Origin of the sequence: Amycolatopsis bullii, assembly GCF_014654205.1 — a bacterium.
In the GTDB taxonomy this organism is placed as follows: domain Bacteria; phylum Actinomycetota; class Actinomycetes; order Mycobacteriales; family Pseudonocardiaceae; genus Amycolatopsis; species Amycolatopsis plumensis.
The window spans coordinates 192912-213894 of sequence record NZ_BNAW01000004.1 but is presented as its reverse complement, the minus strand read 5'-3'; the positions used below and the strand labels follow the sequence as shown (position 1 = coordinate 213894).

Genomic DNA, 20983 nt, shown 5'->3' with positions numbered 1-20983 from the left:
CGGACGAATGACGTCGAGAAGTGATGCGGATTTCCGATTCGAAAGGCATGGAGGCCAGTTGATGTCCGAAGCAGCCGTACCCGACGACGACTTCGACTACCTCGCCGACCTGACTCCGGTGGTCGGCTTTTCCGACGACGACAATTCCCCGAAGCTCGAGGTCGCGGATCCGCCGCCGGAAATTGTTTGGCCCGCATCGGGAGATGTCGAGGAGGGCCGCGAAGGTCCACGAATGGTCGCGCCACGGCCGGCGGCCTCCGGGTCGCGTCCGACGGCTCCGAGGCCGGTGCTGCAGCCGAGTGCCAGCGAAGCCGACGTGCGCATCGGGCTCTGGGGCGCACCGCGGGCGGGCAAAACGACCTACCTCAGCGCGCTGCGGATCGCCGCGCAGAAACCGGTCATGGGCTACCGCTGGAGCCTCTCCGGGTGCGACACCGCGTCGGCGGACTTCCTCAACGAAAGCGTCAAGCGGTTCGTCCGCGACAAGGACTTTCCCGCGCCGACGCGAGGCTATCGCACCCTCTCGTGGCGATTCGAAGGAACGCGACACCACCCGGAAAACGGCCGGTTCGCCAAGCTGCGCAAGAAGCTGTCCGTCGGCAGCCCACAGGAAGTGGACATCGAGTTCATCGTCCAGATGCAGGACGCCGCGGGGGAAACGTTCGGCGAAGGTGAAGCCGCCAAGCACTACGACGGCGTCCGGAGTCACCTCATGAATGCCGACGGGATCGTCTACGTGTTCGATCCGATCGGCAACGAGGAGAAGGCGACCAAGAGCTTCGACTTCTACTTCGAAACGCTCGAGCGGCTGAAGACCGGAATGCGCGAGCAAGGGCTGCTCGTAGGTGGCAAACTGCCACATTTCCTGTCGGTCTGCGTCACGAAGTTCGATCACCCGGCGATCTTCAACGCCGCCATGAAGGCCGGGATCATCTACCAGGAGCACGAAGGCGCGATGCCCGTGGTGCCGTCCTCCATCGCTCCCGAGTTCCTCCGCGGCCTCTGTCGCGACGAAGGCTCGCGCTGGGTGTGTGACACGCTGGAGTCGGAGTTCCTGCCGGAACGAGTCAGCTACTTCGCGACCTCCGCGGTCGGCTTCCACCTGAGCGACGGCAAGTTCAACCTCCGGAACTTCTCGAACGTGGCGCCGGACGGACAACACTTCCTCGGCGCGGCGATGCCGATCAACGTGTTGGAACCGATCATCTCGCTCCACCGCCGGGTTCGGGGCCAGGCGGGTCTCGCATGAACTCGGCTCCCTTCGTCACCGCGGCCTGGGCGATCTCCAGCAAGCGGCCCGGGAACTCGCAAGGCTACGAAACGGCCTGCGCACCCGAGCACAGCGAAACGGCAGGTCGGCTGGTCGTGCTGGCCGAAAAGATGGGCACCCCACGGGGCTTGCGGGCCGGGAGCAGTGACGAGTTGCCGTGGGTGACTTTCGCGGGCGGTGGTTCGTCGGCTCCGCCGATGCTCGCCGTCACGACGATCGCGTGGTCGCACGAACGGGATGGAACCGGGCAGCCCATCACTCCGGCCCGGGCGGTCTGGCTGCCGTGGGCGGAGGTCGCACGCAGCCGGCCGGACTGCTTCGCGCTGCGGCAGGGAGTTGATCGGCTGCGCTGGCCGAAGGTGGACGCCGGCCCGGAGAACGCGACCGGCCACGAAACACAGGTCTGCGTGCCTCCACCGGATGCTCGCCGGGTCGTCGGCGAGATCAGCCGGCGGAGCCTCGACTACGTCGCCCGGATCGCCGCGCTGCTGGTCGATGGCCGGCGCGTCGCGATCGTGCTCCGCCCGGACGAGGTCGTCCCACTAGCCGACCGGCTGTGTTTGCTGGACGCAGTGCTGGCATTGCTGCCTTTCGGAGCGCGGAACTGCCTCACCGTGGCCACGTGGGCGAGCTACCACGCAGGCCAGGCCGCCGCCCTGACCTTCTCCGACGGCGTTCAGGCCGACCAGATCGGCGTGTCGTTGACCGGTTTCCCCGAGCCGATCCGGTACGGCCAGCGAGGGGAGAGTTACCTTCGTGAACTCGCGGCCATCACCGACCAGGGCTTCACCGTCCCGGCCATCGTCAATCACTTGGCGGCTCGGACGGAACCACTTCAGCGGGTGGACGAGTTCTCCCTCGAAGTGCTCCGCGACATCCGGTTCGCTTCGGTCGTGCACGAGGAGGTGACGAGTGGCGCCGGGTCGGTCGAACGGGTCGCCCGGGCTTTCCGTGAAGGGAATCTTCCCGAACCGTATCTGAGTGCCTTCGCCGGCTTTCTGGCGAAAGCAGCTTGCTCCCCGGACGGGAAGGAAGCCAAGCGAGCGGGCGAAGTCCTGGTCTCCGAATGGTCCCCGGCCTTTCCCGCGGTGTTCGGCGACCTGACCCGGAGTGCGCGGAAGCGGGTGCCGGGCGCGGAAACTACCTGGCTCGGAGTCTGTCAGGAAGCGGAGGTGTCTCACCAGGGAGCGTCGGTGGCCTACCTGGCGAGTGCCCTGCGACCGCCCGTCGTCCCGGCCGACGATCCGGTCTTCGCGGGATTGGTCAACCTGACCGTCCGCTACCTCTCCCTGCGGGAGCCCGTGGATGCGGCGGCTTACCGGGTTCTGGTCGCGCAGCCGCACGTCGTTCTCCGGGCGTTGTCGGAGATCTTGTTGCCGGGCGGGAGCGGCGGGTTGCGGCGCAAGACCGCGGAGTTCGTCTTCCGGTTCAAGTCCGCCATCAACCGATCGCTCCACGCCCTCAGGCGGTTCTCCGCAGCCGGCGAGCCTGCCTGGCTCCGACCGGTCTTGCTGGCGCCACGGGGACAAGAGGCGCACTTCGAATGTGGTGACCTCGAAGCACTGGCGGATCTGGGCCCGGCCGCAGTCTCCTGTTTCGTCGACCTGCTCGCCCCGAAGGCCGGTCCGACCGCCACCGTCGACCTCTGCTGGCCGGCGGTGGCCCGGCTGCTCAGCCTTCCCGGAGCGGGCGACGAGATCGGCGATCTGGCGCTCAGCCTGGTATACCTCGAATTCGAGAAGCGCCGCGTACCCACCGTGGACCACCGGGCGAGGATCGACTTCCTCTGCCTGACGGCCGACCGGACACCCCGGTATCCGGATCTCGTGGAATCGGCGTCCGACGCCTACCTCGACGCCTTCCGGCAGATCCTCGACGGGACGGACGCGAGCTTGCGGGCGAAGGTCGCCGAAAATCTGGTCGGCCACTTGCACCGCAGTTTCGGATCCGTGTCGCCGGAGGCAGTGCAGCGGCTGGACAAGGCACTTGGGGTCGACGTCACGCGCCAGTACATCGCGCGACTCGCCTCGTGGCTCGCCGAAGGACGGATTCGCGAGGTGCGTGAGCTGGATCTCCCCGTCGCGTGGCGGAACGAATTGAAAGCGTTCCCCGAACTCGCATGGTTCCGCGCGCTGTGCGAGCTGGAGTCGTTGGTTGCCGCGGACATAGGCGTGGATGCGGTGTTCCATAAGGCTGCTGACGCTCTGCGCAACCCCGCGTCGGCTGAAGAAGTCGCACGGGTCCTGAACGCTTTTGCCGACCGGGTGGAGACCGCCGATGCGGAAACCCTCCTGCGGCGTCTGTATCGCTCCGGTGCGACTGGCAGATACGCCGCTTCCCTGGTGCGCGATCACGCCTTCGAAGCAGGCCTCAGCGGTTTCGCCCGTCACGTCGACCAACTGAATGAATATTCCCAATGGCTTCTCCAAGGCCGAGCCGAGCAGGAGAAAACCCGATGACCATGTCCGTCCACCGGGTGACGCGCTTCGCGGCTGCGCTGGCCGTCGCTCTGCTGGTGGCTTTGACACCGTCCCCGGCCGCCGCGGAACCGGAAACGCCCACCCGAGCGCAGATCTTCGCCGCGCTCGGTGCCGACAAGGTACCCGCCGACTACGTGGTGTTGCTTGACACGTCCGGCTCGATGAGAGCGGAAAACCGGTACGCCGACGCAGTTCAGTCTCTCGGCGGCTTGTTCGAGGCGCTTTCGCCCGACGACCGGATCGCGCTCTACACGTTCGACGACGCGGTCTACCCGCAGTACCTGGGTCCGAGCCGCCCGGCCGCGGAGCTCACCGGGAAACTGCCGCCATCGCCGAATCCGACCGGCTCGACCGACCTCGGCCGGGCGATGGCCGTGGTGCTGGATGAACTGCAGCGTGACGGCGCCGCGCCGGTGGCGAACGTCGTGCTCGTCACCGACGGCGCGCACGAGCCCGCGGCCGGCTCCCCGTACCTCGACCCGGCCTCTCCCGCGTGGACCGCGCTGCGGCAGCGGGCGAAGCAGGAGGGCGGTCCGGCGCGGTCCGTCTACGCGGTGCCGCTCGGCGACGGCACCTCCGGGGCGGCCGTGGTCAAGTCGGTGTTCGACGGGACCGTGGTCCTCAAACCAGCGGAGGTGCAGAACCTCCGCGAGTACCTCAACCGGTCCAAGGAGCGAGTGGAGATCGAGAAGGCACGCTCCCTCCTGGGTGGGGACTTCGGTTCGTCACTCACGGCCAAGTGGACGACCGGGCCGGTCAGCGACGGGCAGACGCAGGTCTCGGTGAAGCTGACTTCGACGGCCGAACACGTGCCGCTCGAGATCGAGAACGTCCGGCTCGAGGCCGACGACGACGCGACGCAGGTCACCGTTCCGTCGCAGCGGTACCGGATCGACCCGGGCAAATCCGTCGACATCACCGGGGCGGTCAGCTTCCGGCCCGGCGACGACTTCTTCGTCCGGCGCACCGCCGAGGCGCGGACCGGTTTCCAGGTGCACGCGACCGTGCGGTCAAGCTGGACCACACCGCTGAAGCCGGACATCGACCTCGGCGTGGACCGCGAGTTCGTGAACGGCTCGGAGCCGGTTCTGCTCACTCGCACGGTGGGCTCGTCCTGGTTCCTGCCGGTCGTGATCGTCCTCGGGCTCGCCTTGCTCGGACTGGCGGTGGTGCTGCTACGACGGCGCCAAGACCTGCTGACCGGCATGCTCGTCGTCAACGGAACGGATTCCGCCGAACTGGCGAGGTTCGCGTTGAGCGGCAGCCGGTCGGTGCTCGACGGCGAGGGACTACCGGGCCGGGGAACGGTCACGCCGGGGCGGCTGGTCTGGGGCGCCCGGACCGGAGACCTGAAGGTCTCTTACTCGAACGCTCCCGATCTCAGACCGCCCGTCGCCGGCCGTCTTCGCCGCGGTGGGTCCCTCATCCTCGGTGGACTTTCCTTCACCCATATCGAGAACGGAGACTAGACATGCTCGAACTCGTTCGCGGGCTCCTCACCTACGCCATCGTCCCGGGCGTCATGGCCGCGATGCTCTTCGCCGGGGTCGTCATCGCCGTCAGAGCCGAGTCGGCCCACCGGATTTCGGCGATCGCCGGATTCGGGTTCGGCATCATCGCCTTCGTGATCTACTTCCTGATGTCGGAAGACACCGGAGTGGCCACGAAGGCGGGCTTGACCAGCGTGGACGGCGCGTGGCTGCCGATCATGGCCGGCCTGCTCCTCGGCTTCACCGTGCTGTGGGGAGTGCAGAAGGCAACCCGGTTGCACGGCGGTATCCAGGGCCTGATCACGTTGTTCCTCACCGCCACCAGCTCGATCGCGCTCTTCGGCTACTTCTTCGACTCGCCGATGCGCAACTTCGCGGTGCTCTTCGCTGCGGGGTCGTTGGGCGGGATCCTGCTCTACTTCGTCTTCTACTCACGGCGGGTCCTCGAGCTGCTGCGCAAACCGGCCCGCGCGAAGTGACGGGGTGATCTTCATGGCACTCCTGCCCGATCTGCCCGACATCCCCGACCGGATCGTCAAGCTGGTGTTCAACCTCGACAAGGGAGAGCGGGTCGACCGGTTCTGTCGAGCGTGCGGCGAGATCACGAATCAGGTGGCAGTGAGCTTCAGCGACCTGCCGGGACTGCGGGAAAACGAGCTGGAACGGCTGGCGGGCCGCCTCCTCGACGTCATGCCCCTGATCCCGGTGCTCGGCGGCAAGCCGACGGTCTGCCGGTGCGGCGCGGCCAACCGGTGAACGCGGCGGGTGACGCCGGATCGAAGTCGTTCAGGGCTTGATTTGTCCACCGGACAACGGAAAAGATCCCACCGTGGATGTGACAACGTTGTCAGGAGGACACGGATGAGAACGCGGACGCGCGTCCTGGCCACCCTGCTCGCCGGCGCCACCACCGTGGCCCTCGCGACCCCCGCCCAAGCAGCACCGAGATTCGCCGGCGATCCCACCACGCTGGTCGACACCTCGATCGGCAACAACGGCGACGGCACGACGTTCCCCGGCGCCACCACGCCCTTCGGAATGGTCCAGCTCAGCCCGGACACCCAGCTCAAGAAGTACGCGTCCTACGACTACGCGCAGGACACCACCCTCGGCTTCAGCCACACCCACCTCTCCGGCGTCGGCTGCCAGACGATGGGCAACTTCCGGTTCATGCCCACCACCGGCGCCGTCACCACGAGCGATCCCGCGAAGTACGGGGCGAAGTTCAGTCACGCCGACGAGACCCGGCAGCCCGGCTACTACGGCGTCAAGCTCGCCACCGGCATCGACGCCGAGCTGACCGCGACCCAGCGCACCGGCCAGCACCGCTACACCTTCCCCGGCGACGCCACCAGCGAAAACGTCCTCATTGAAGTCGGTGAGAGCAACGGCTACACCTACGCCGGGGACGTCCACGTCGTCGGCGACGACACCGTCGAGGGCTGGCTGCAGGGCGGCAACTTCTGCTGGGAGACGCAGAAGGAGCGCTACAAGGTCTTCTTCAGCGCCAAGTTCGACCGCACGTTCACCGGCTTCGGCACCTGGACCGACGACAAGCTCACGCCGAACCAGCGTGACGCGAAGCTCGGCAGCCGGCGCGCCGGCGCCTGGCTCACCTTCGGCGCCGACAAGAAGCAGGTCGGCGCCTCGGTCGGGCTGTCCTACACCTCGATCGACGGCGCCCGGCTCAACCGCACGGCCGAGCAGCCGAAGTCGTTCGACAAGGCGCGCAAGGCCGCGCACGACACCTGGGAAGACGAGCTGAACCGGATGCGCGTCGCCGGCGGGACGACCGCCGACCAGCGCACCTACTACAGCGCGCTGTACCGGTCGCTGCTGCACCCGTCCGTCGGGTCCGATGTGGATGGTTCCTACCGCGGCTTCGACGACCGGATCCACCGCAGCCGCGACACCTACTACCAGATGTTCTCGCTGTGGGACACCTACCGCTCGCAGAACCAGCTGGTCGCGCTCCTGCACCCGGACAAGGCCGCGGACATGACCAAGTCCGTCCTCAGGATCTACCAGGACGGCGGCTGGGTCCCGCGCTGGGCCCTCGCCGGCGGCGAGACGAACGTGATGAGCGGCGACCCCGTCACGCCCTGGGTGGTCGACAACTACCGCCGCGGGATCCTCGACGACCGGACCGCCCGGCAGCTGTTCGACGCGTTGTGGCGCAACGCCAACGAGGTGCCGCAGGACCAGTCGATCTTCCGCGGCCGCGACGGCAACCCGACCTACGTTCAGAACGGCTGGATCGGCTACCAGGACCTGCCGGGCTACACCTACGGCGACACCCGCCAGGCCGGTTCGGCGACCCTCGAATACGCCCTCGCCGACTGCGCACTGTCCACAATGGCGTCCGGGCTGGGTTACCGGGACAAGGCCGCGACCCTGCGAGCGCGCTGCGGCAACTTCGCGAAACTGTGGGACGGCAGCGTCGAATCCCGCGGCTTCACCGGGTTCCCGCGTACGAAGGCCGCCGACGGCACCGGCGTCGGCGACCCCGACCCGGCGAAGTCGACCGGCTTCCACGAGGGCACGCCGTGGCAGTACCAGTGGCTCGCCCAGCAGGACACCGCGAAGCTGTTCGGCCTGATGGGCGGCCCGGCGCAGGCGGAGAAGCGGCTCGACACCTTCTTCGACATCCCGCTGCTGCTCACCGATCCGGCGAAGGCGGCCAAGGATAGCTGGGTCCACGGCGCCTACGACTACCACAACAACTTCGCCTTCAACCCGAACAACGAACCCGACCTGCACGCGCCCTGGATGTACAGCTGGACGGGCGCGCCGTGGAAGACCTCGGCCGTGCTGCGCGCGGCGCGGACGCTGTTCACGGACACGCCGTACGGCATGCCCGGCAACGACGACCTCGGCACCATCTCGTCGTGGCTCGTCTTCGGCATGGCCGGCGTCTTCGAGGCCCAGCCGGGATCGGGGACGTACCTGCTCAGCACGCCGATGTTCGAGAAGGTCGAGATCCGCCCGGACGGCGGCCGCAAGATCGAGATCGAGGCGCCGGGCGCGAGCGCGGCGCAGCTGCAGTACACAAAGGACGTCCGAATCGGACACCGGGACTACGACCGCAGCTGGATCTCCCACGCGGACCTGCTGCGGGCAGGCAAGATCCGCTTCTCCCTGAGTGACACCCCCACGGCGTGGGGCACGAAGGCGGCACCGCCCGCCCTGTGACGCGGTGACGGCCTCCCCGGCGCCGGGGAGGCCGTCACACTTTCAGGCGCGGCGCAGCGCCGGGAGCATCGCGGCCACCCCCAGCGCGGCCACGATGAGCGGAACCACCAGGGCGGCCCGGAGGCCGCCGCTCGCGGCCACCGCCGAGACCACGCCGAGCGTGAGGGCCGGTCCCACCTGGAACGCCGTGTTCACCAGCCCGCCGGCCAGGCCCTGGTCGGCCGCCGGGACGCTGTCCGCCGCGGCCATCGTCAGCGGCCCGTAGGTGAGCGTGAAGGCCACCCCCACCAGCAGGAACGCCGGCAGCATCAGGGTCGCGTAGCCGCTGGAGGCGTCCAGGAACTGGAGCAGCGCGTACGCCGCCAGCGATGCCACGAGACCCGCCAGCGCGACCCGGCCCGAGCCGTACCGGCCGACGAGGGGTGCGGCGATCCGCGGCGCGAGAAGAGCCACGACGATGCCGCTCGGGCACACCGCCAGGCCGGTTTCCAGTGCCGACCAGCCGCGGCCGTCCTGCAGGTACAGCGTGACGATGAACAGCGCGCCGACCCAGCCGCCGAGCAGCGACATCGCCGCGACGTTCGCGCGCACGAGCGGGCCGGACCGCAGGATCCCCAGCCGCAGCAACGGGTTCGTCACCCGGCGTTCGAGCACGGCGAACACCGCGAGCAGCACCGCTACGGCCACCAGCGACCCCAGTGTCCGCACCGCCGCCCAGCCCGCGTTCGGCGCCTCGACCAGCGTGAACACGAGCAGGAGCATCGCCGCGGTGATGGTCGCGGAACCGGCGACGTCGAACCCGCGGCCCGGTGCGGCGGCCGTGCGCGGGACGACGGCGAGCGCGCCGGCCAGTGTCGCCAGCGCGACGAGCACGGGCGCGTGGAACACCCACCGCCAGCTGACCTCGGTGAGCAGGCCGCCGGCGACGAGCCCGAGCGAGAAGCCGGTCGCACCGGTGGCGGTGTAGATCGACAGCGCCTTGTTGCGCACCTGGCCCTCGGCGAAGCTGGTCGTGATGATCGAGAACCCGGCGGGCGCGCTGAACGCGGCGCTGATCCCGGTGACGAACCGCGCGGCGACGAGCAGCGGGCCACTGGTGGCGAAGCCGCCGAGCGCAGTCGCGACGGCGAACACGGCGAGCGCCGCGATCAGCATCCGGCGGCGGCCGAGCAGGTCGGCGGCACGCCCGCCGAGCAGCAGGAAGCCGCCGAAGCCGAGGACGTAGCCGCTGACCACCCACTGCAGCGAGCCGGTGGACATCCCGAGCTCGGCGCCGATGGAGGGCAGCGCGACGCCCTTCATCGAGACGTCGAGCGCGTCGAGGAACAGCGCTCCGCAGAGCACGAGCAGCAGGCCGCGCGCCCGCGGCGTGAGGCGGTCGTGGACCGCTGGTGCTGTGGAGACGGTCATGCATAACCCCCAGACAAGTCGGACCGATCGGTCCGGGACCGAACGGTCCGAATCATGCTGGGGCGTGTCCGGCCTTGTCAACCGCGATTTCGCGATGTGGACCATTCGGTCCGGTACGATTCCTCCATGCCCCGCAAACCGTCGCCGGACGCCCGTGAGCGCATCCTCGAAACCGCCACCCGGCTGTTCAACTCCTCCGGCGTGCACGCGGTCGGGATGCAGCAGATCATCGACGAGTGCGGGTGCGGCAAGAACCTGCTCTACAGCCAGTTCCCGAGCAAGGACGACCTGGTCGTGGCGTACCTGAGGCGCTGCAGTGGCGACTGGGACGACATCGTGGCCGCCGCCGCGGCGGCCGCGGGCAGCCCGGAGGGGCACCTGGTGGAGCTGGTGCGCGAGGTGGGGACGCGGGTCAACGAGCCGGGCACGCGGGGGTGCCCGCTGCGCACGACGTTCGCGGAGTTCCCGGACCGCGAGCACCCGGCCCACCGCGTGTCGCTGGACCACTTCATGCGGGTCCGGGCACAGCTGCGCGAGCTGGCGGAGGAGACGGCGGCCGCGGACCCGGAGCGCCTGGCGGACCGGATCATGTTCATCATCGACGGCCTGTACACGAACGGCCCGATCTTCGGCGGCGAAGGCGCGAAGGTGGCGGTGGCTTTCGCCGAAGACGTGGTGCGGACGGAGACCTCAGCGGAGCCGGTCGAGAGCCGCTGACCAGGCCTGCCGCGAGACGGTGAGCTGGCCGGCGGCGGGTGCTTTGCTGTCCCGGACGCCCACGGTGCGCTCGACCGCCACCTCGACGCACTCGGAGTTCCCGCCGCTGTGGCTGGACTTGCGCCAGGTGGTTTCCATGTGGCCCTCCGGCTATCTTGCCGCCTCGGCGATCAGGTCGCGCGAGGCATCTTCGCTCAAAGCTCTTCCGGAGAGCACCTTAGCAAGCCCGAAGTAAGCACGGATGTGGTCTTCTTCGTAGAGAAAGGCGCTCGAGTAGGCATGTTCGAGCAGGGCGATCGGTGGGGTGTCACCATATTCGTAAAGGAAGAATGATCCGAGCATACCGGGGTGGTAGGAGCCTTCGGCCGTCAGGACCCGCAGCGATACGTTGGGCCGCTTCGCCACTTCGAGCAGGTGATCCATCTGGTCGGACATGATGTCCTCGCTCGCGACCGGCTCGTGGAGAGCGCGCTCGTTGATGATCGCCTGGTACCGGACCGGTTCCGGTCGGGAAAGGATCCGCTGGCGATCGAGTCGCGTGGTGAGATGGGTATCGGCCTGGATTGGGGTCAGGTCGGAATTGCTGAGAATGGCCCGCGCGTAGTCGGGGGTCTGCAGGATTCCGGGAATGATGGTGAAGGCCCATGCGGTGATCTTCGTGGCAGATCGCTCGCATTCGAGGAGGCCGGACAATTCGGGGGTGATCTCGGGTGAGCCCGGTGTGACCCAGTCGCGCTCGCGAGCGGTCCTCGCCAGTTCGAGGAGGTGCTTCTGCTTCTCCCCGTTCACCTTGAAGAAGCCCAGGATGAGTGCCACGTCCGCGACTGTCGGCAGCCTCAATCCCTTCTCCCACAGTGAAAGCGCCTGTGGTGCGAAGCCGAGTATCCGGGCCAGCTTCCGCAGTCCCATTCCATGTGCTTCGCGCAGCTCGCGCAGCCCTGCGGCCAATGCGCGGGCTCGTGGAGTCGAAGAAGTCGGTTTCATCGCTCGATTATAGGAAACCTCGTTCGTCACACCCTCAGTGTGTTGGTGTCAACCGAACGCGACAGTTTCAATGGACATCATGTTGAGGTGGCAGCAGGCGGAGGGAAAGCGCCACGCGCTCGACGGGCCGTTCCCTCCGCGTCCGGAGGAACGGTTCGTGGCTCTGTGCGGGGAAGAAGTGACCGTGGCGGTGAAGGACGTTCCGCAGCTCGGGGGGAATTGGTTCGACCCGACGTGCACCGGGTGCGAGTCGGCGTGGCTGGCGCGGTGCTGATCGATGCCGAGGAGGACCGGCGGCTGCTGGAGCGCATCCGCGACCTGCACGCTTCGCTCGTTCCCGATCTGGCGTGGCTGGCGAGGACCGTCGGGGAGGAGCCGCCGCGGCCGGACATCCTCCGGGATCTGGGGGAGCGGCTCGCCGACCTCGGCGCGGACCTGATCAGCCGCGCCGACGAGCTGGACGCCCAGGTCCGGGCGAGCCTCCCGGACCACGGCTGGCTCCCCGAAGCGGGCGCACGGCGGCGCGCGCTGGCCGTCGCCCACCAGGTCGGCCCGCACCCCCTCCGGTGCGGGCCGATCTTCCTCGCCGTCTGCGGCGCGGCCTGTTTCCCCTTTTACGGGACGGACCCGACGGGCCGGACAGCGCGCCACGAACGGTGCGAAAAGTGCCTCCACGTGCGCTGATCCGCCGTTTCTGCTGAGCTGGAGGCATGTCCGAGCAGAAAACGACGGCGACCGAGCGGTTCTTCCGGATCGCGATCGCGCTCAAGGGCCTCGACGGCGCGCTGCAGGTCGTCGGGGCGCTGATCCTCGCGTTCGTCCCGGCCTCGACGGTCAGCGGGTTCTCCCACGCCGTGATCACCCGCGACCTGCTCGGCGACCCGTCGGGCACGCTCGCGCGCCACCTCGAATCGGCGACGGAGAACTTCCTGCACGGCGACACCAAGACGTTCGCCGTCGCGTACCTGCTCGCCCACGGGCTGATCAAGCTCGGGCTGGTCTGGGCGCTGGCCCGCAAGATCGTCCGCGCCTACCCCGTGGCGGCGGTCATCCTCGCCGCGTTCGTCGTCTACGAGATCGTCCGCGCGGTGCACACGCACTCGATCGCGCTGCCGTTCTTCGCCGCGCTCGACGTCGTGATCATCGTGCTGGTGCTGCGGGAGTACCGGCAGCTCAAACGCGCGGCCTGAGACGGCGCTTCACGAGGCGTATTCGTCCGAGATCTCCGTGGCGTACTTCTTCCACAGCGGTTCCATGGTCTCGGCGTTGACCGGCTGCCCGGAATCGATCATGGCCTTGAAGTCGCGGAAGTACTGCACGTACAGGTCCGGCGTGAAGGTGTTCAGCATGACCGCGTTCTCGTCGCCGATGTTGGCGAACGTGTGCGGCGCCCCGGTCGGCACGATGACCCAGGTGCCCGGCCCGGCGTCGTAGTGGTCCTCGCCGACGGTGAACCGGAACGTGCCCGCCAGCACGTAGAAGCCCTCGTCGTGCTGGGCGTGGCGATGCTGCAACGGGCTCGGGGTGCCCGGCGGAATGGTGACCTCGGCGAATCCCAGCCGGTGTTCGGTGTGCTCGCCGTTCTCCAGGATGCGGATCTGCTGTGCCCCGCTGCCGAGGATTTCGCCCTCACCGGGGCGAACGATGTTCACCTTCGCCATGACTGCTCCTGTCACTGTTGCCTGCCTTGGTCACCACCATCCTTTCCCGGGCCGGCTGTGCGCGTCTTGGTCGTCGGTGCACGGTTGCTGGTCACCAGCGCGCGGGCGGTGTAGCCGTACGTCGCCTTGAACAGCTTGCTGAAATGGGTGGGATCGGAGAAGCCCCACCGGGCGGCGACGGCGGTGACCGTACGTCCGCTTCCGGTCAGCTCGGCTCGGCAGCGCTCCAGGCGGCGACGGCGGATCAGGGCCGCGACGGTGAGCGGCTGGTCCTCGAACAGCTTGTGCAGCCGGCGCACCGAGATGTGGTGGGCGGCGGCGATGCCGGGCGGGGACAGGTCGGGATCGGCCAGCCGGGCCTCGATGTAGCCGGTGATCCGGGCCCGCAGCCGCTCGTCCGGGGCCGGTTGCCCATCGCCGAGCCGGGCTTCCAGCGCGACGGCGATCAGCTCGACGACGGCCGCCGCCGACCGCAGCGCCTCCGCCTCGCGGAACCCGGTCGCCGACCGCGCCGACTCCCGGGCCAGCACGGAGACGAGCGCGCCCGGGCCGTGGCTGCCGTCGATGCGCACGCCGATGAGCCGGTCGATCTGCGCGGGCCGGATCCGGAGCTCCCGCCGCGGTATGAGGATGGTGACGTGCGCCGCGGCGGTGCTCTCGAACCGGAGCGTCCGCGTGGGATCGAGCAGGACCAGGTCGGCCGGCCCGAGTTCGGCCTCGCCCCGCCCTTGCTCGAGCCGCGTCCGGCCCCGGGTCATCACCTTGACCGCCAAGTGCTCGCCGTCGGAGTCGTCGCGCTCCCGAAGGATGCAGGCGCTCTCCGGCGTGTCGAGGGAGACCAGCCGCAGCGGCCCGAGGTCGCGGGTGGCGATCCGGCCCCGGAAGTCGGCCCCGGCCAGCTTGTTGACCAGCGGCGGAAAGCCGCTGGCGGCCAGCTCGTCCTGGAACGTCTCGAGGTTGCGGATCACCGGTCAACTCTACCGGCGATACCGCTGCTCAGGCGGGTTACGAGACAGCCTTCAAGGTTCACGCGGCGACGGGAAATCGCACCGTGGTGCTGTCGACCTCCAGGGGCTCGACGTAGAGGGCGGTCGCGTTGTCCGAGCCACCGCGGGCGAGCGCGGCTTCGACCAGCTCGGCGGCGCCCGTGCCGGGCTGCGCCAGCACCGCGCGGATGCCGCTGCCCGTCAGCGGCTTGTGGACGCCGTCGCTGGTCAGGAGCAGGCCCGGGCTCGTCGTCTCCGCCGTGCCGATCTCGTGCGCCTGCGCGGTGCGGACGCTGGTGGTCACGACGTGCTCCATCCGCGGCGTCACCGGCTGGTGGCGGGCGCGGAAGACCTCGGCGAGCGTGTGGTCGGTGGTCAGGCGGCCGAGCGTGGTGCCGTCCCAGGAGTACGCGCGGGCGTCACCCACCCAGGCGATGCGGTACCCGCCGTGCCCGGCCGGCATGGCGACCACGAGCACGGCGTCCCCGAGTGTCTGCTCGCGCACCGCGCGCTGCGCGGCCAGCACCGCCTCGATCGGTCCTTTGTGGACTGGCGTACGGGCGGCGGCCGCGGCGGCGATCCGGGCGGCGCGCGCGGCGGCGGGATCGTCCCCGACGCCGTCGGCGAGGGCGAACGCGATGCCGGGCCCGCCGGCGGCGGCATACGCCCCGACGGCGTCGGCGTTGAGTGAGCGCGGCCCCTGCGCGCTCGCGGTGTGCCAGCGTGGGTAACCCGGACGTGTGGTGATCATCGCGGCCTCCTCGTCCCCTCTGCCTCCATGATCCGCGCCCAATCTGAGGCCCGGCTGAGATTTTCCGCGTACCGTGGGAAGGGGGTGGGGATGGAGTTCCGGATTCTCGGTCCGCTGGCGGTGTCGCGCGCCGACGGCCGCCCGGCCGCGCTCGGCGGGTGCAAGCCGAGGACGCTGCTGGCGGCGTTGCTGCTGGCCCGCGGGCGCGTGGTCCCGGACGAACGGCTGATTTCGCTGCTGTGGGACGGCGAACGGCCCTCGACGGTCGACGCGCAGGTGTGCACGTACGTTTCCCGCCTGCGCAAGGCCCTCGGGTGTCCGGCGCGGCTCGTCCGTTCCGGCGGCGGCTACCTGCTGGCGCCGGGCGGAACCGTCGACGCCGAGGAGTTCGAGCGGTTGACCGCCTCGGGGCACGACGAGCTGCGCGCGGACCGCCCGGCCCGCGCGGCGGGGCTGTTCCGCGCCGCGCTGGAGCTGTGGCGCGGTCCGGTGCTCGCCGGCGTCGCCGAACCGCTCCGCGCGGGCGAGGCGGCGCGGTTCGACGAGCTGCGGTTGACGGCGCTGGAGGGCCGGCTCGAAGCCGAAATCACGTCGGGTGAACACCTGCGCGCGGTGCCCGACGCGACGGCGTTCGTCCTCGAGCACCCGATGCGGGAACGCGCGCGGGCCCTGCTCATGGCCGCGCTCTGCGCGAGCGGGCGGACGGCGGACGCGGTGGCGGTGTACCACCGCGGCCGCCGCCTCCTCGACGAGCGGCTCGGGATCGCGCCGGGTCCGGCCCTGCGGGCGGCCTACCAGCGGGCGCTGGACGCTCAGCCCGGGTAGGGCGCCGATCGGAAGTCGTCGTCGAGCTGGACGGGCGACCGCGGCAGCCAGTACCGGGCCAGCGCGCGGACCTGTTCGGGCGGCAGGCCCGGGTTGACGTGGCGGTGGTCGGGTTTCGCGATGGACTGCAGCGCCCAGGCGAAGCCGATCATCGGGTGGAGCCGCGCCCACCGGTGCCGGTCGATGCCGAGGAACATCTGCGCCCGCAGGACGGAGTGCCAGAAGTGGTAGCCGCTCGGCGGGTTCCCGTTCATGGTGTGCACCTCCGACTGCTGCGGCTCCCGCCGCGGGTCGAAGAGGATGCCCTGCCCGAACGCGGCGAAGGCCTTGACCAGGCCGGCTTCGTCACCGCGGTAGAAGTGGTCGAAGTTGTCGAGCTGCAGCTTCGAAAGGACACGCAGCGGCTGTTCGACGGGCTTGGCGAACTCGGCGTAGTTCCCGGGATACGCCGGTTCCCCGCTCAGCTCCAGCCACTTGGCGTACAGGCCTTCCGGAGCGTTCTGCTGGATGAAGGGCCAGAACACGTCGTAGGCCGCCTTGACTTCCGGGGAAAGCTGGTACAACGCGATTTCGTCGAGCTGGTACCAGAGTTCGTTGGCCCGGCGGTCCCCGAGCATCCCGGGCACGGGCGGCAACCCGGCAGCAGCGGCGGCGGTCCCCGTTGCGGCTCCGGTGAGCGCAACCCCGGCCACGGCGACAGCCCCGGCTTTGAGCAGGCTACGGCGATCCATGGTGTACCCCCTGGGTCGGCGGCCCCCTGCCGCCGTCGCCGCCAAGGTACGGAAGATTTCTATACTTTCTCTGTAAGATCGTTTCCGTGGACGACTACCGCGCGTTGGAGAACTTGGTCTTTTCGTACGCGTCGCTGGTCGCCGCGGGGGACTTCGCCGGCGTCGGAGGGTTGTTCGCGAAGGGGGCCTTCGTCGGCAGTGGTGGTCTGCCGCGGAGATCGAGCGGATGCTACAGGTTCACCCGCGCCGATCACGGATGGCGGTTCACCGAACGCCGAGCCACCGTCGACCTCGTCGGCGACGTCAGCCACCACCTGCGCGCGAAGAGGCCGTGAGTCCGCTCACGGCCCCTTCGCGATCTTCAGCTCTGCAGGTCGTACACCGTCTGGCCGTCGACCGTGGTGGCGGTGAAGTTCGCCGTCACCCACTCCGTGATCTCCGACGACCCACCGCCCGGCCCACCTCCCCGGCCGCCTTCGATGTAGTACTTGACTTCACCCGCGGCCACGTACGCCTTGAACTCGTCCAACGTCGGTGCCGGGTCCGAGCCGCTCCAGCCGCCGATGCCGATCACCGCCTTGCCGCTGGCCAATTCCAGCGAAGCCGCGCTTTGCGAACCGGTGGTCGCCGCCGCCCACTTCGTCGTCGTCTTGGCCAGCAGGGCGCCGATCGCGCTCGACGACTCGTCGAACCCGCCGCCGAAGCCGCCCATGGCGCTCGACGTCGGCCCGGAAGTCGGGATGGACCCGCTGTGCGCCACCGACGCCGTCTCGACGCCGTAAGCCGCGGATGACACGCCGATCGTCAGGGCCACCGCCGTCGCCACGACGGCCACCGCACGGCGCGAGGCGGGCACGCCCATCACCAGCACCGTGCCCACCAGCACCCCGAGCACCGCGACGATCCAGCGCAGCGCCGGGAACCACTCGGGCGTCCGGTCCAGCAGGATGAACGACCACACCGCCGTCGCCACCACCATCCCGGCCAGCACGGCCCGCGGCGCCGGGTGGGCCCGGCCCTGCCACAGCGCGCGGCCCGAAATCGCGACCAGCGCGGCGATCGCCGGGGCCAGCGCCACCGCGTAGTACGGGTGCACGGTGCCGCTCATGAAGCTGAACACCAGCGCCGTCACGACCAGCCAGCCGCCCCACAGCACCAGCGCCGCCCGCGTCTTGTCCGTGCGCGGCGCGCGGCGGGTGAACCACAGCCCGGCGACCAGCCCGATCAACGCGGCCGGGAGCAGCCAGGAGATCTCCGTGCCGAAACTGGCGCCGAACATCCGGAACAGGCCCGTGGACCCGCCGAAGCCGGTGTTGCCGCCCATGCCGCCGCCGCCCATGCCGCCGCCGTTGCCCTCGCCGCCGAAGATACGGCCCAACCCGTTGTAGCCCAACGCCAGTTCGAGCAGACTGTCCCCTTCGGACCCACCGATGTACGGCCGCGAAGACGTCGGCCACAGGTCCACCAGAGCGATGAACCAGCCCGCCGAGACGACCAGCGCCACCACAGCGCCGCCGAGGTGCAGCAGCCGCTTGCCCAGCGAGGTCGGCGCCGCGATCAGGTACACCAGGCCGAACGCGGGCAGCACCAGGAACGCCTGCAGCATCTTCGTCAGGAAGCCGAACCCGATCGCGGCGCCGGCCAGCGCCAGCCACCGCGGGCTCGCCTTTTCCGTGGCGCGCACGACGAAGTAGGCGCCCGCGACCATCAGCAGCACCAGCAGCGCGTCCGGGTTGTTGAAGCGGAACATCAGCGCCGCGACCGGCGTCACCGCCAGCACCGCCCCGGCCAGCAGCCCGGCGGCCGGACCGGAAACCCGCTTCACCGTCAGGTAGAGGATCCCGACGGACGCGACCCCCATCAGCGCCTGCGGGGCCAGCACGGTGAAACTCGAGAAGCCGAAGATCCGGGCGAACGCCGTGCCGACCCACAGGGCCGCGGGCGGCTTGTCGACCGTCAGCACGTTCCCCGAGTCCAGCGACCCGAACAGCCACGCCTTCCAGCTCTGCGTCCCCGACTGGACGGCGGCGGCGTAGAAGGAGTTCCCGTAGCCGGACGCGGTGAGGTTCCAGAAGTACAGCACGGCGGTCGCGGCCAGCAGCCCGAACGCGGCCGGGCGGACCCAGCGCGGCGGCGCGTGCGCGGCGGATTCCTTGCGGTGCCGGGGTTCGGAAACCGGGGCGGGCAGGACGGTGGTCATCAGGACTCCTTCTGGGTGATGGCCTGACGCCGCGGGTGGAACACCCAGCCGCGCAGGAGCAGGAACCGGAGCACCGTGGCGGCGAGGTTCGCCAGCACCAGCACGGTGAGCTCCAGGACGAGGCCGGGGGTGGTGGATCCGTTGAGCAGAGCCAGCGAGCCGCTGGTGAGCGCGAGCCCGAGGCCGAACACGAGCAGCCCTTCGAACTGGTGCCGCCCGGCGCCGGCGCGGCCGCGGATGCCGAACGTGAGCCGCCGGTTCAGCGCGGTGTTCCCGATCGCCGTCACCAGCAGCGCGGCGAAGTTCGCCGGCTGCGCGCCGACGACCGTGCGCAGCAGCAGGAAGAGCACGAGGTAGGCGAGCGTGCTGCTGACGCCGATCGCGGCGAACCGCACCAGCTGCGTCACCAGCCGCGGCGGCACGCCCGGCGCGTCGACGCCGATCGGCTGCCTGCCGAGCTGTTCGCGCAGCCGGCTGATCGGGATTTCCCCGGTGAAGGTGGCCTTGGTGACGCGGGCGATGCCCTTGAGGTCCTCGGTGGCCGTCCGGACGATGTGGACCGACGAGTCGGGGTCGTCGACCCAGTCGACCGGGACCTCGTGGATCCGCAGCCCGGCGCGCTGGGCCAGGACGAGCAGCTCGGTGTCGAAGAACCACCCGGTGTCCACGACGTGCGGCAGCAGTTCACGGGCGACGTCGGCGCGGATGGCCTTGAAGCCGCACTGCGCGTCGCTGAACTTCGCGGCCAGCGTCGAGCGGAGGATCAGGTTGTAGCAGCGGGAAATGAACTCGCGCTTCGGGCCGCGCACCACTCGCGCCCCCCGGGCGAGCCTGCTGCCGATGGCGAGATCGGAGTGCCCGGACAGCAGCGGCGCGATCAGCGGCCCGAGCGCGGCGAGATCGGTGGAGAGGTCGACGTCCATGTAGGCGAGCACGGCGGCGTCGGAGGCCTGCCACACGGCGTTGAGCGCGCGGCCGCGGCCCTTCTCGGCGAGGTGGCGGACCGCCACTTCGGGGAACTCCCGGGCCAGTCTTTCGGCCACCTGCAGGGTCGCGTCGGTGCTGGCGTTGTCAGCGACGGTGATCCGGTACGGGTAGGAGACGTGTTCGGCCAGGTGCGCGTGCAGCCGCCGGATGCACGGTTCGAGGTCGGCCTCTTCGTTGTAGACCGGGATGACGACGTCGAGAACGGGCTGCGGGCCGGCCAGGTCGACTGGGCCGGTCCCGGGCCGCGATGCGGGGGCGGTGGCTGTCATGCCCCCACGATCGCGGCCGCCGCTTTGGTGATCGTGTGTTCTCTCTGTGCGGTTCCTGTGCGGACGTGCTCAGCTGTGCGCGCGCAGCGGAACCACGTTGCTCGGCAGGGAACCACGACCCGGTTCCCGCTTCGGGGCCGTCGGGCTGATCGTCAGCGTCACCAGGCTCGCGTACGTCGGGTGGCGGTCGACGTACACCTCCGGGACCCCGCAGGCGGCGGCCAGCACCGTGCGGTTGCGGTGCAGGTGCTCGAACGCCTCGCGGCCGAACAGCGACACCACGATGTCGCCGCCGCGGGGGCGGCTCCACAGGATCACCGGGAGGCGGCCGCCGGGCAGGCGCAGCCGGGGGAACACCGCCCGCAGCCGGTGCTGCAGGCGGATCGCGTGGATCCGGGCGCGCACCTGGCGGCGTCGCAGCACCGCCAGCCCGAGCGCGGTGGCGAGGACGGCCGACGCCCACAGCGGGCCCGCCCACAGTGCGAAGGTCACCAGGCCGTAGGGGAGCAGCGTCACGGCCAGGATTTCCCACCGCCAGTGGTAGATCCGCAACGGGAAGGTCGGGGGCGAGCTGGTCATTTCCGTGCTCCTTTCGGTCGGACGGCGGCGCAGGAGGCCGCCGAGGTGGCGCAGGAGACGTCCGGCACCGGCGGCCAGCACGAGGGCGGCGACGATGACCGGCCCGGACGTCATGTCGGGATCCGCGTCTTCGGGGCGGGCTCCGGTTTGCGGTCGCGGCCGAGCTGCCAGGTCCAGCGCCAGCCGGCCCAGATCGCGACGGCGGAGCCCAGCAGGACGAGCACGAAGGCCTGCCCGACCAGCCCGCCGAGCGGGGCGAGCCGCAACAGCACCAGCAGCGCCCAGAGCTGGGACGCGGTGAAGGGGATGACGAGACCGGCCGCGTAGACGCCCCGGCGCCAACGGCTCCGGTCCGGTGCGGTGGTGTAGGGGTCCATGAAAGCCCTCCTCTGCCGTGGATCCAGGAAACCTCCGGCTCGCCGAGTCCTGTGTGTCAGCTGACACACAGCGC

At 69.9% G+C, this 20983-nt stretch carries 23 protein-coding genes; 12 read left to right on the top strand and 11 right to left on the bottom strand.

The genetic code is table 11. The annotated features are described in order from the left end of the window. Positions 1-7 precede the first annotated feature (7 nt). From IE317_RS07730 to IE317_RS07705, 6 genes are all read left to right on the top strand, one after another. A complete protein-coding gene (locus tag IE317_RS07730) occupies positions 8-1249 on the top strand; it encodes a hypothetical protein (RefSeq protein WP_191307682.1) in 1242 nt (413 codons plus the stop codon). Next, positions 1246-3729: a hypothetical protein gene (locus IE317_RS07725; protein WP_191307680.1), complete on the top strand. Its 2484-nt coding sequence runs from the start codon at positions 1246-1248 to the stop codon at positions 3727-3729. The genes IE317_RS07730 and IE317_RS07725 overlap by 4 nt, the downstream gene beginning before the upstream one ends. Beyond that, a complete protein-coding gene (locus tag IE317_RS07720) occupies positions 3726-5219 on the top strand; it encodes a vWA domain-containing protein (RefSeq protein ID WP_191307678.1) in 1494 nt (497 codons plus the stop codon). Before IE317_RS07725 ends, IE317_RS07720 begins: the two co-directional genes overlap by 4 nt. 2 nt (positions 5220-5221) lie before the next feature. Further along, complete coding sequence (locus tag IE317_RS07715; RefSeq protein ID WP_191307676.1) at positions 5222-5719, top strand: hypothetical protein; 498 nt, start codon at positions 5222-5224, stop codon at positions 5717-5719. Positions 5720-5732: 13 nt separating this feature from the next. After that, a complete protein-coding gene (locus tag IE317_RS07710) occupies positions 5733-5996 on the top strand; it encodes a hypothetical protein (protein WP_191307674.1) in 264 nt (87 codons plus the stop codon). Between the two features lie 105 nt (positions 5997-6101). After that, positions 6102-8432 carry a GH92 family glycosyl hydrolase gene (locus IE317_RS07705; RefSeq protein ID WP_191307672.1) on the top strand — a complete coding sequence of 777 codons (2331 nt, stop codon included), beginning with the start codon at positions 6102-6104 and terminating at the stop codon, positions 8430-8432. Positions 8433-8474: 42 nt separating this feature from the next. Here the strand turns inward: IE317_RS07705 and IE317_RS07700 are convergent, their stop codons facing one another. Continuing rightward, complete coding sequence (locus IE317_RS07700; RefSeq protein WP_191307671.1) at positions 8475-9842, bottom strand: MFS transporter; 1368 nt, start codon at positions 9840-9842, stop codon at positions 8475-8477. Positions 9843-9968: 126 nt separating this feature from the next. On the opposite strand from IE317_RS07700, the gene IE317_RS07695 reads away from it, so the two are divergent. Further along, positions 9969-10559: a TetR/AcrR family transcriptional regulator gene (locus IE317_RS07695; RefSeq protein WP_191307669.1), complete on the top strand. Its 591-nt coding sequence runs from the start codon at positions 9969-9971 to the stop codon at positions 10557-10559. Here the strand turns inward: IE317_RS07695 and IE317_RS07690 are convergent. Next, positions 10533-10697 carry a DUF397 domain-containing protein gene (locus IE317_RS07690; protein ID WP_191307667.1) on the bottom strand — a complete coding sequence of 55 codons (165 nt, stop codon included), beginning with the start codon at positions 10695-10697 and terminating at the stop codon, positions 10533-10535. The genes IE317_RS07695 and IE317_RS07690 overlap by 27 nt on opposite strands. 12 nt (positions 10698-10709) lie before the next feature. Continuing rightward, a complete protein-coding gene (locus IE317_RS07685) occupies positions 10710-11573 on the bottom strand; it encodes a helix-turn-helix domain-containing protein (RefSeq protein WP_229902535.1) in 864 nt (287 codons plus the stop codon). Between the two features lie 40 nt (positions 11574-11613). Here IE317_RS07685 and IE317_RS07680 point away from each other — a divergent pair, with 40 nt between their 5' ends. The 3 genes from IE317_RS07680 to IE317_RS07670 are packed head-to-tail and all read left to right on the top strand — an operon-like array spanning position 11614 to position 12733. After that, a complete protein-coding gene (locus tag IE317_RS07680; RefSeq protein ID WP_308443388.1) occupies positions 11614-11817 on the top strand; it encodes a zinc finger protein in 204 nt (67 codons plus the stop codon). Beyond that, the gene (locus tag IE317_RS07675; RefSeq protein ID WP_229902534.1) at positions 11799-12227 is read left to right on the top strand and encodes a hypothetical protein; all 429 of its coding nucleotides are present in this window, start codon (positions 11799-11801) and stop codon (positions 12225-12227) included. Before IE317_RS07680 ends, IE317_RS07675 begins: the two co-directional genes overlap by 19 nt. 26 nt (positions 12228-12253) lie before the next feature. After that, positions 12254-12733, top strand: a complete 480-nt coding sequence (locus IE317_RS07670) for a DUF2127 domain-containing protein (RefSeq protein WP_191307663.1) — start codon at positions 12254-12256, stop codon at positions 12731-12733. A 9-nt stretch (positions 12734-12742) separates the two neighbouring features. On the opposite strand, the gene IE317_RS07665 is transcribed toward IE317_RS07670, so the two are convergent. Genes IE317_RS07665 through IE317_RS07655 form a run of 3 tightly spaced genes read right to left on the bottom strand, consistent with a single transcriptional unit; the run spans position 12743 to position 14941 of the window. Then, positions 12743-13204, bottom strand: a complete 462-nt coding sequence (locus tag IE317_RS07665; protein WP_191307661.1) for a cupin domain-containing protein — start codon at positions 13202-13204, stop codon at positions 12743-12745. Positions 13205-13215: 11 nt separating this feature from the next. Continuing rightward, entirely contained in the window at positions 13216-14172 is a 957-nt protein-coding gene (locus tag IE317_RS07660) for a helix-turn-helix domain-containing protein (RefSeq protein WP_191307660.1), read from the bottom strand. A gap of 58 nt (positions 14173-14230) precedes the next feature. After that, entirely contained in the window at positions 14231-14941 is a 711-nt protein-coding gene (locus IE317_RS07655) for a PP2C family protein-serine/threonine phosphatase (RefSeq protein ID WP_191307658.1), read from the bottom strand. A 90-nt stretch (positions 14942-15031) separates the two neighbouring features. On the opposite strand from IE317_RS07655, the gene IE317_RS07650 reads away from it, so the two are divergent. Next, positions 15032-15766, top strand: coding sequence for an AfsR/SARP family transcriptional regulator (locus tag IE317_RS07650; RefSeq protein WP_229902533.1), 735 nt, complete (start codon positions 15032-15034; stop codon positions 15764-15766). Here IE317_RS07650 and IE317_RS07645 read toward each other — a convergent pair. Further along, entirely contained in the window at positions 15754-16497 is a 744-nt protein-coding gene (locus IE317_RS07645) for a hypothetical protein (RefSeq protein ID WP_229902532.1), read from the bottom strand. The two genes, IE317_RS07650 and IE317_RS07645, sit on opposite strands and share 13 nt — an antisense overlap. 86 nt (positions 16498-16583) lie before the next feature. Here IE317_RS07645 and IE317_RS07640 point away from each other — a divergent pair, with 86 nt between their 5' ends. Further along, the gene (locus IE317_RS07640; protein ID WP_229902531.1) at positions 16584-16832 is read left to right on the top strand and encodes a hypothetical protein; all 249 of its coding nucleotides are present in this window, start codon (positions 16584-16586) and stop codon (positions 16830-16832) included. A gap of 26 nt (positions 16833-16858) precedes the next feature. Here IE317_RS07640 and IE317_RS07635 read toward each other — a convergent pair whose 3' ends face one another. From IE317_RS07635 to IE317_RS07620, 4 genes are all read right to left on the bottom strand, one after another. Further along, complete coding sequence (locus tag IE317_RS07635) at positions 16859-18697, bottom strand: ArnT family glycosyltransferase (RefSeq protein ID WP_191307656.1); 1839 nt, start codon at positions 18695-18697, stop codon at positions 16859-16861. Further along, positions 18697-19953 (bottom strand): bifunctional glycosyltransferase family 2/GtrA family protein, encoded by a 1257-nt coding sequence (locus IE317_RS07630; RefSeq protein ID WP_191307655.1) that lies wholly within the window; start codon positions 19951-19953, stop codon positions 18697-18699. The genes IE317_RS07635 and IE317_RS07630 overlap by 1 nt, the downstream gene beginning before the upstream one ends. A gap of 69 nt (positions 19954-20022) precedes the next feature. Then, positions 20023-20646: a hypothetical protein gene (locus tag IE317_RS07625; protein WP_191307653.1), complete on the bottom strand. Its 624-nt coding sequence runs from the start codon at positions 20644-20646 to the stop codon at positions 20023-20025. Continuing rightward, positions 20643-20909 (bottom strand): hypothetical protein, encoded by a 267-nt coding sequence (locus IE317_RS07620; protein WP_191307651.1) that lies wholly within the window; start codon positions 20907-20909, stop codon positions 20643-20645. Before IE317_RS07620 ends, IE317_RS07625 begins: the two co-directional genes overlap by 4 nt. Between the last annotated feature and the right edge of the window lie 74 nt (positions 20910-20983).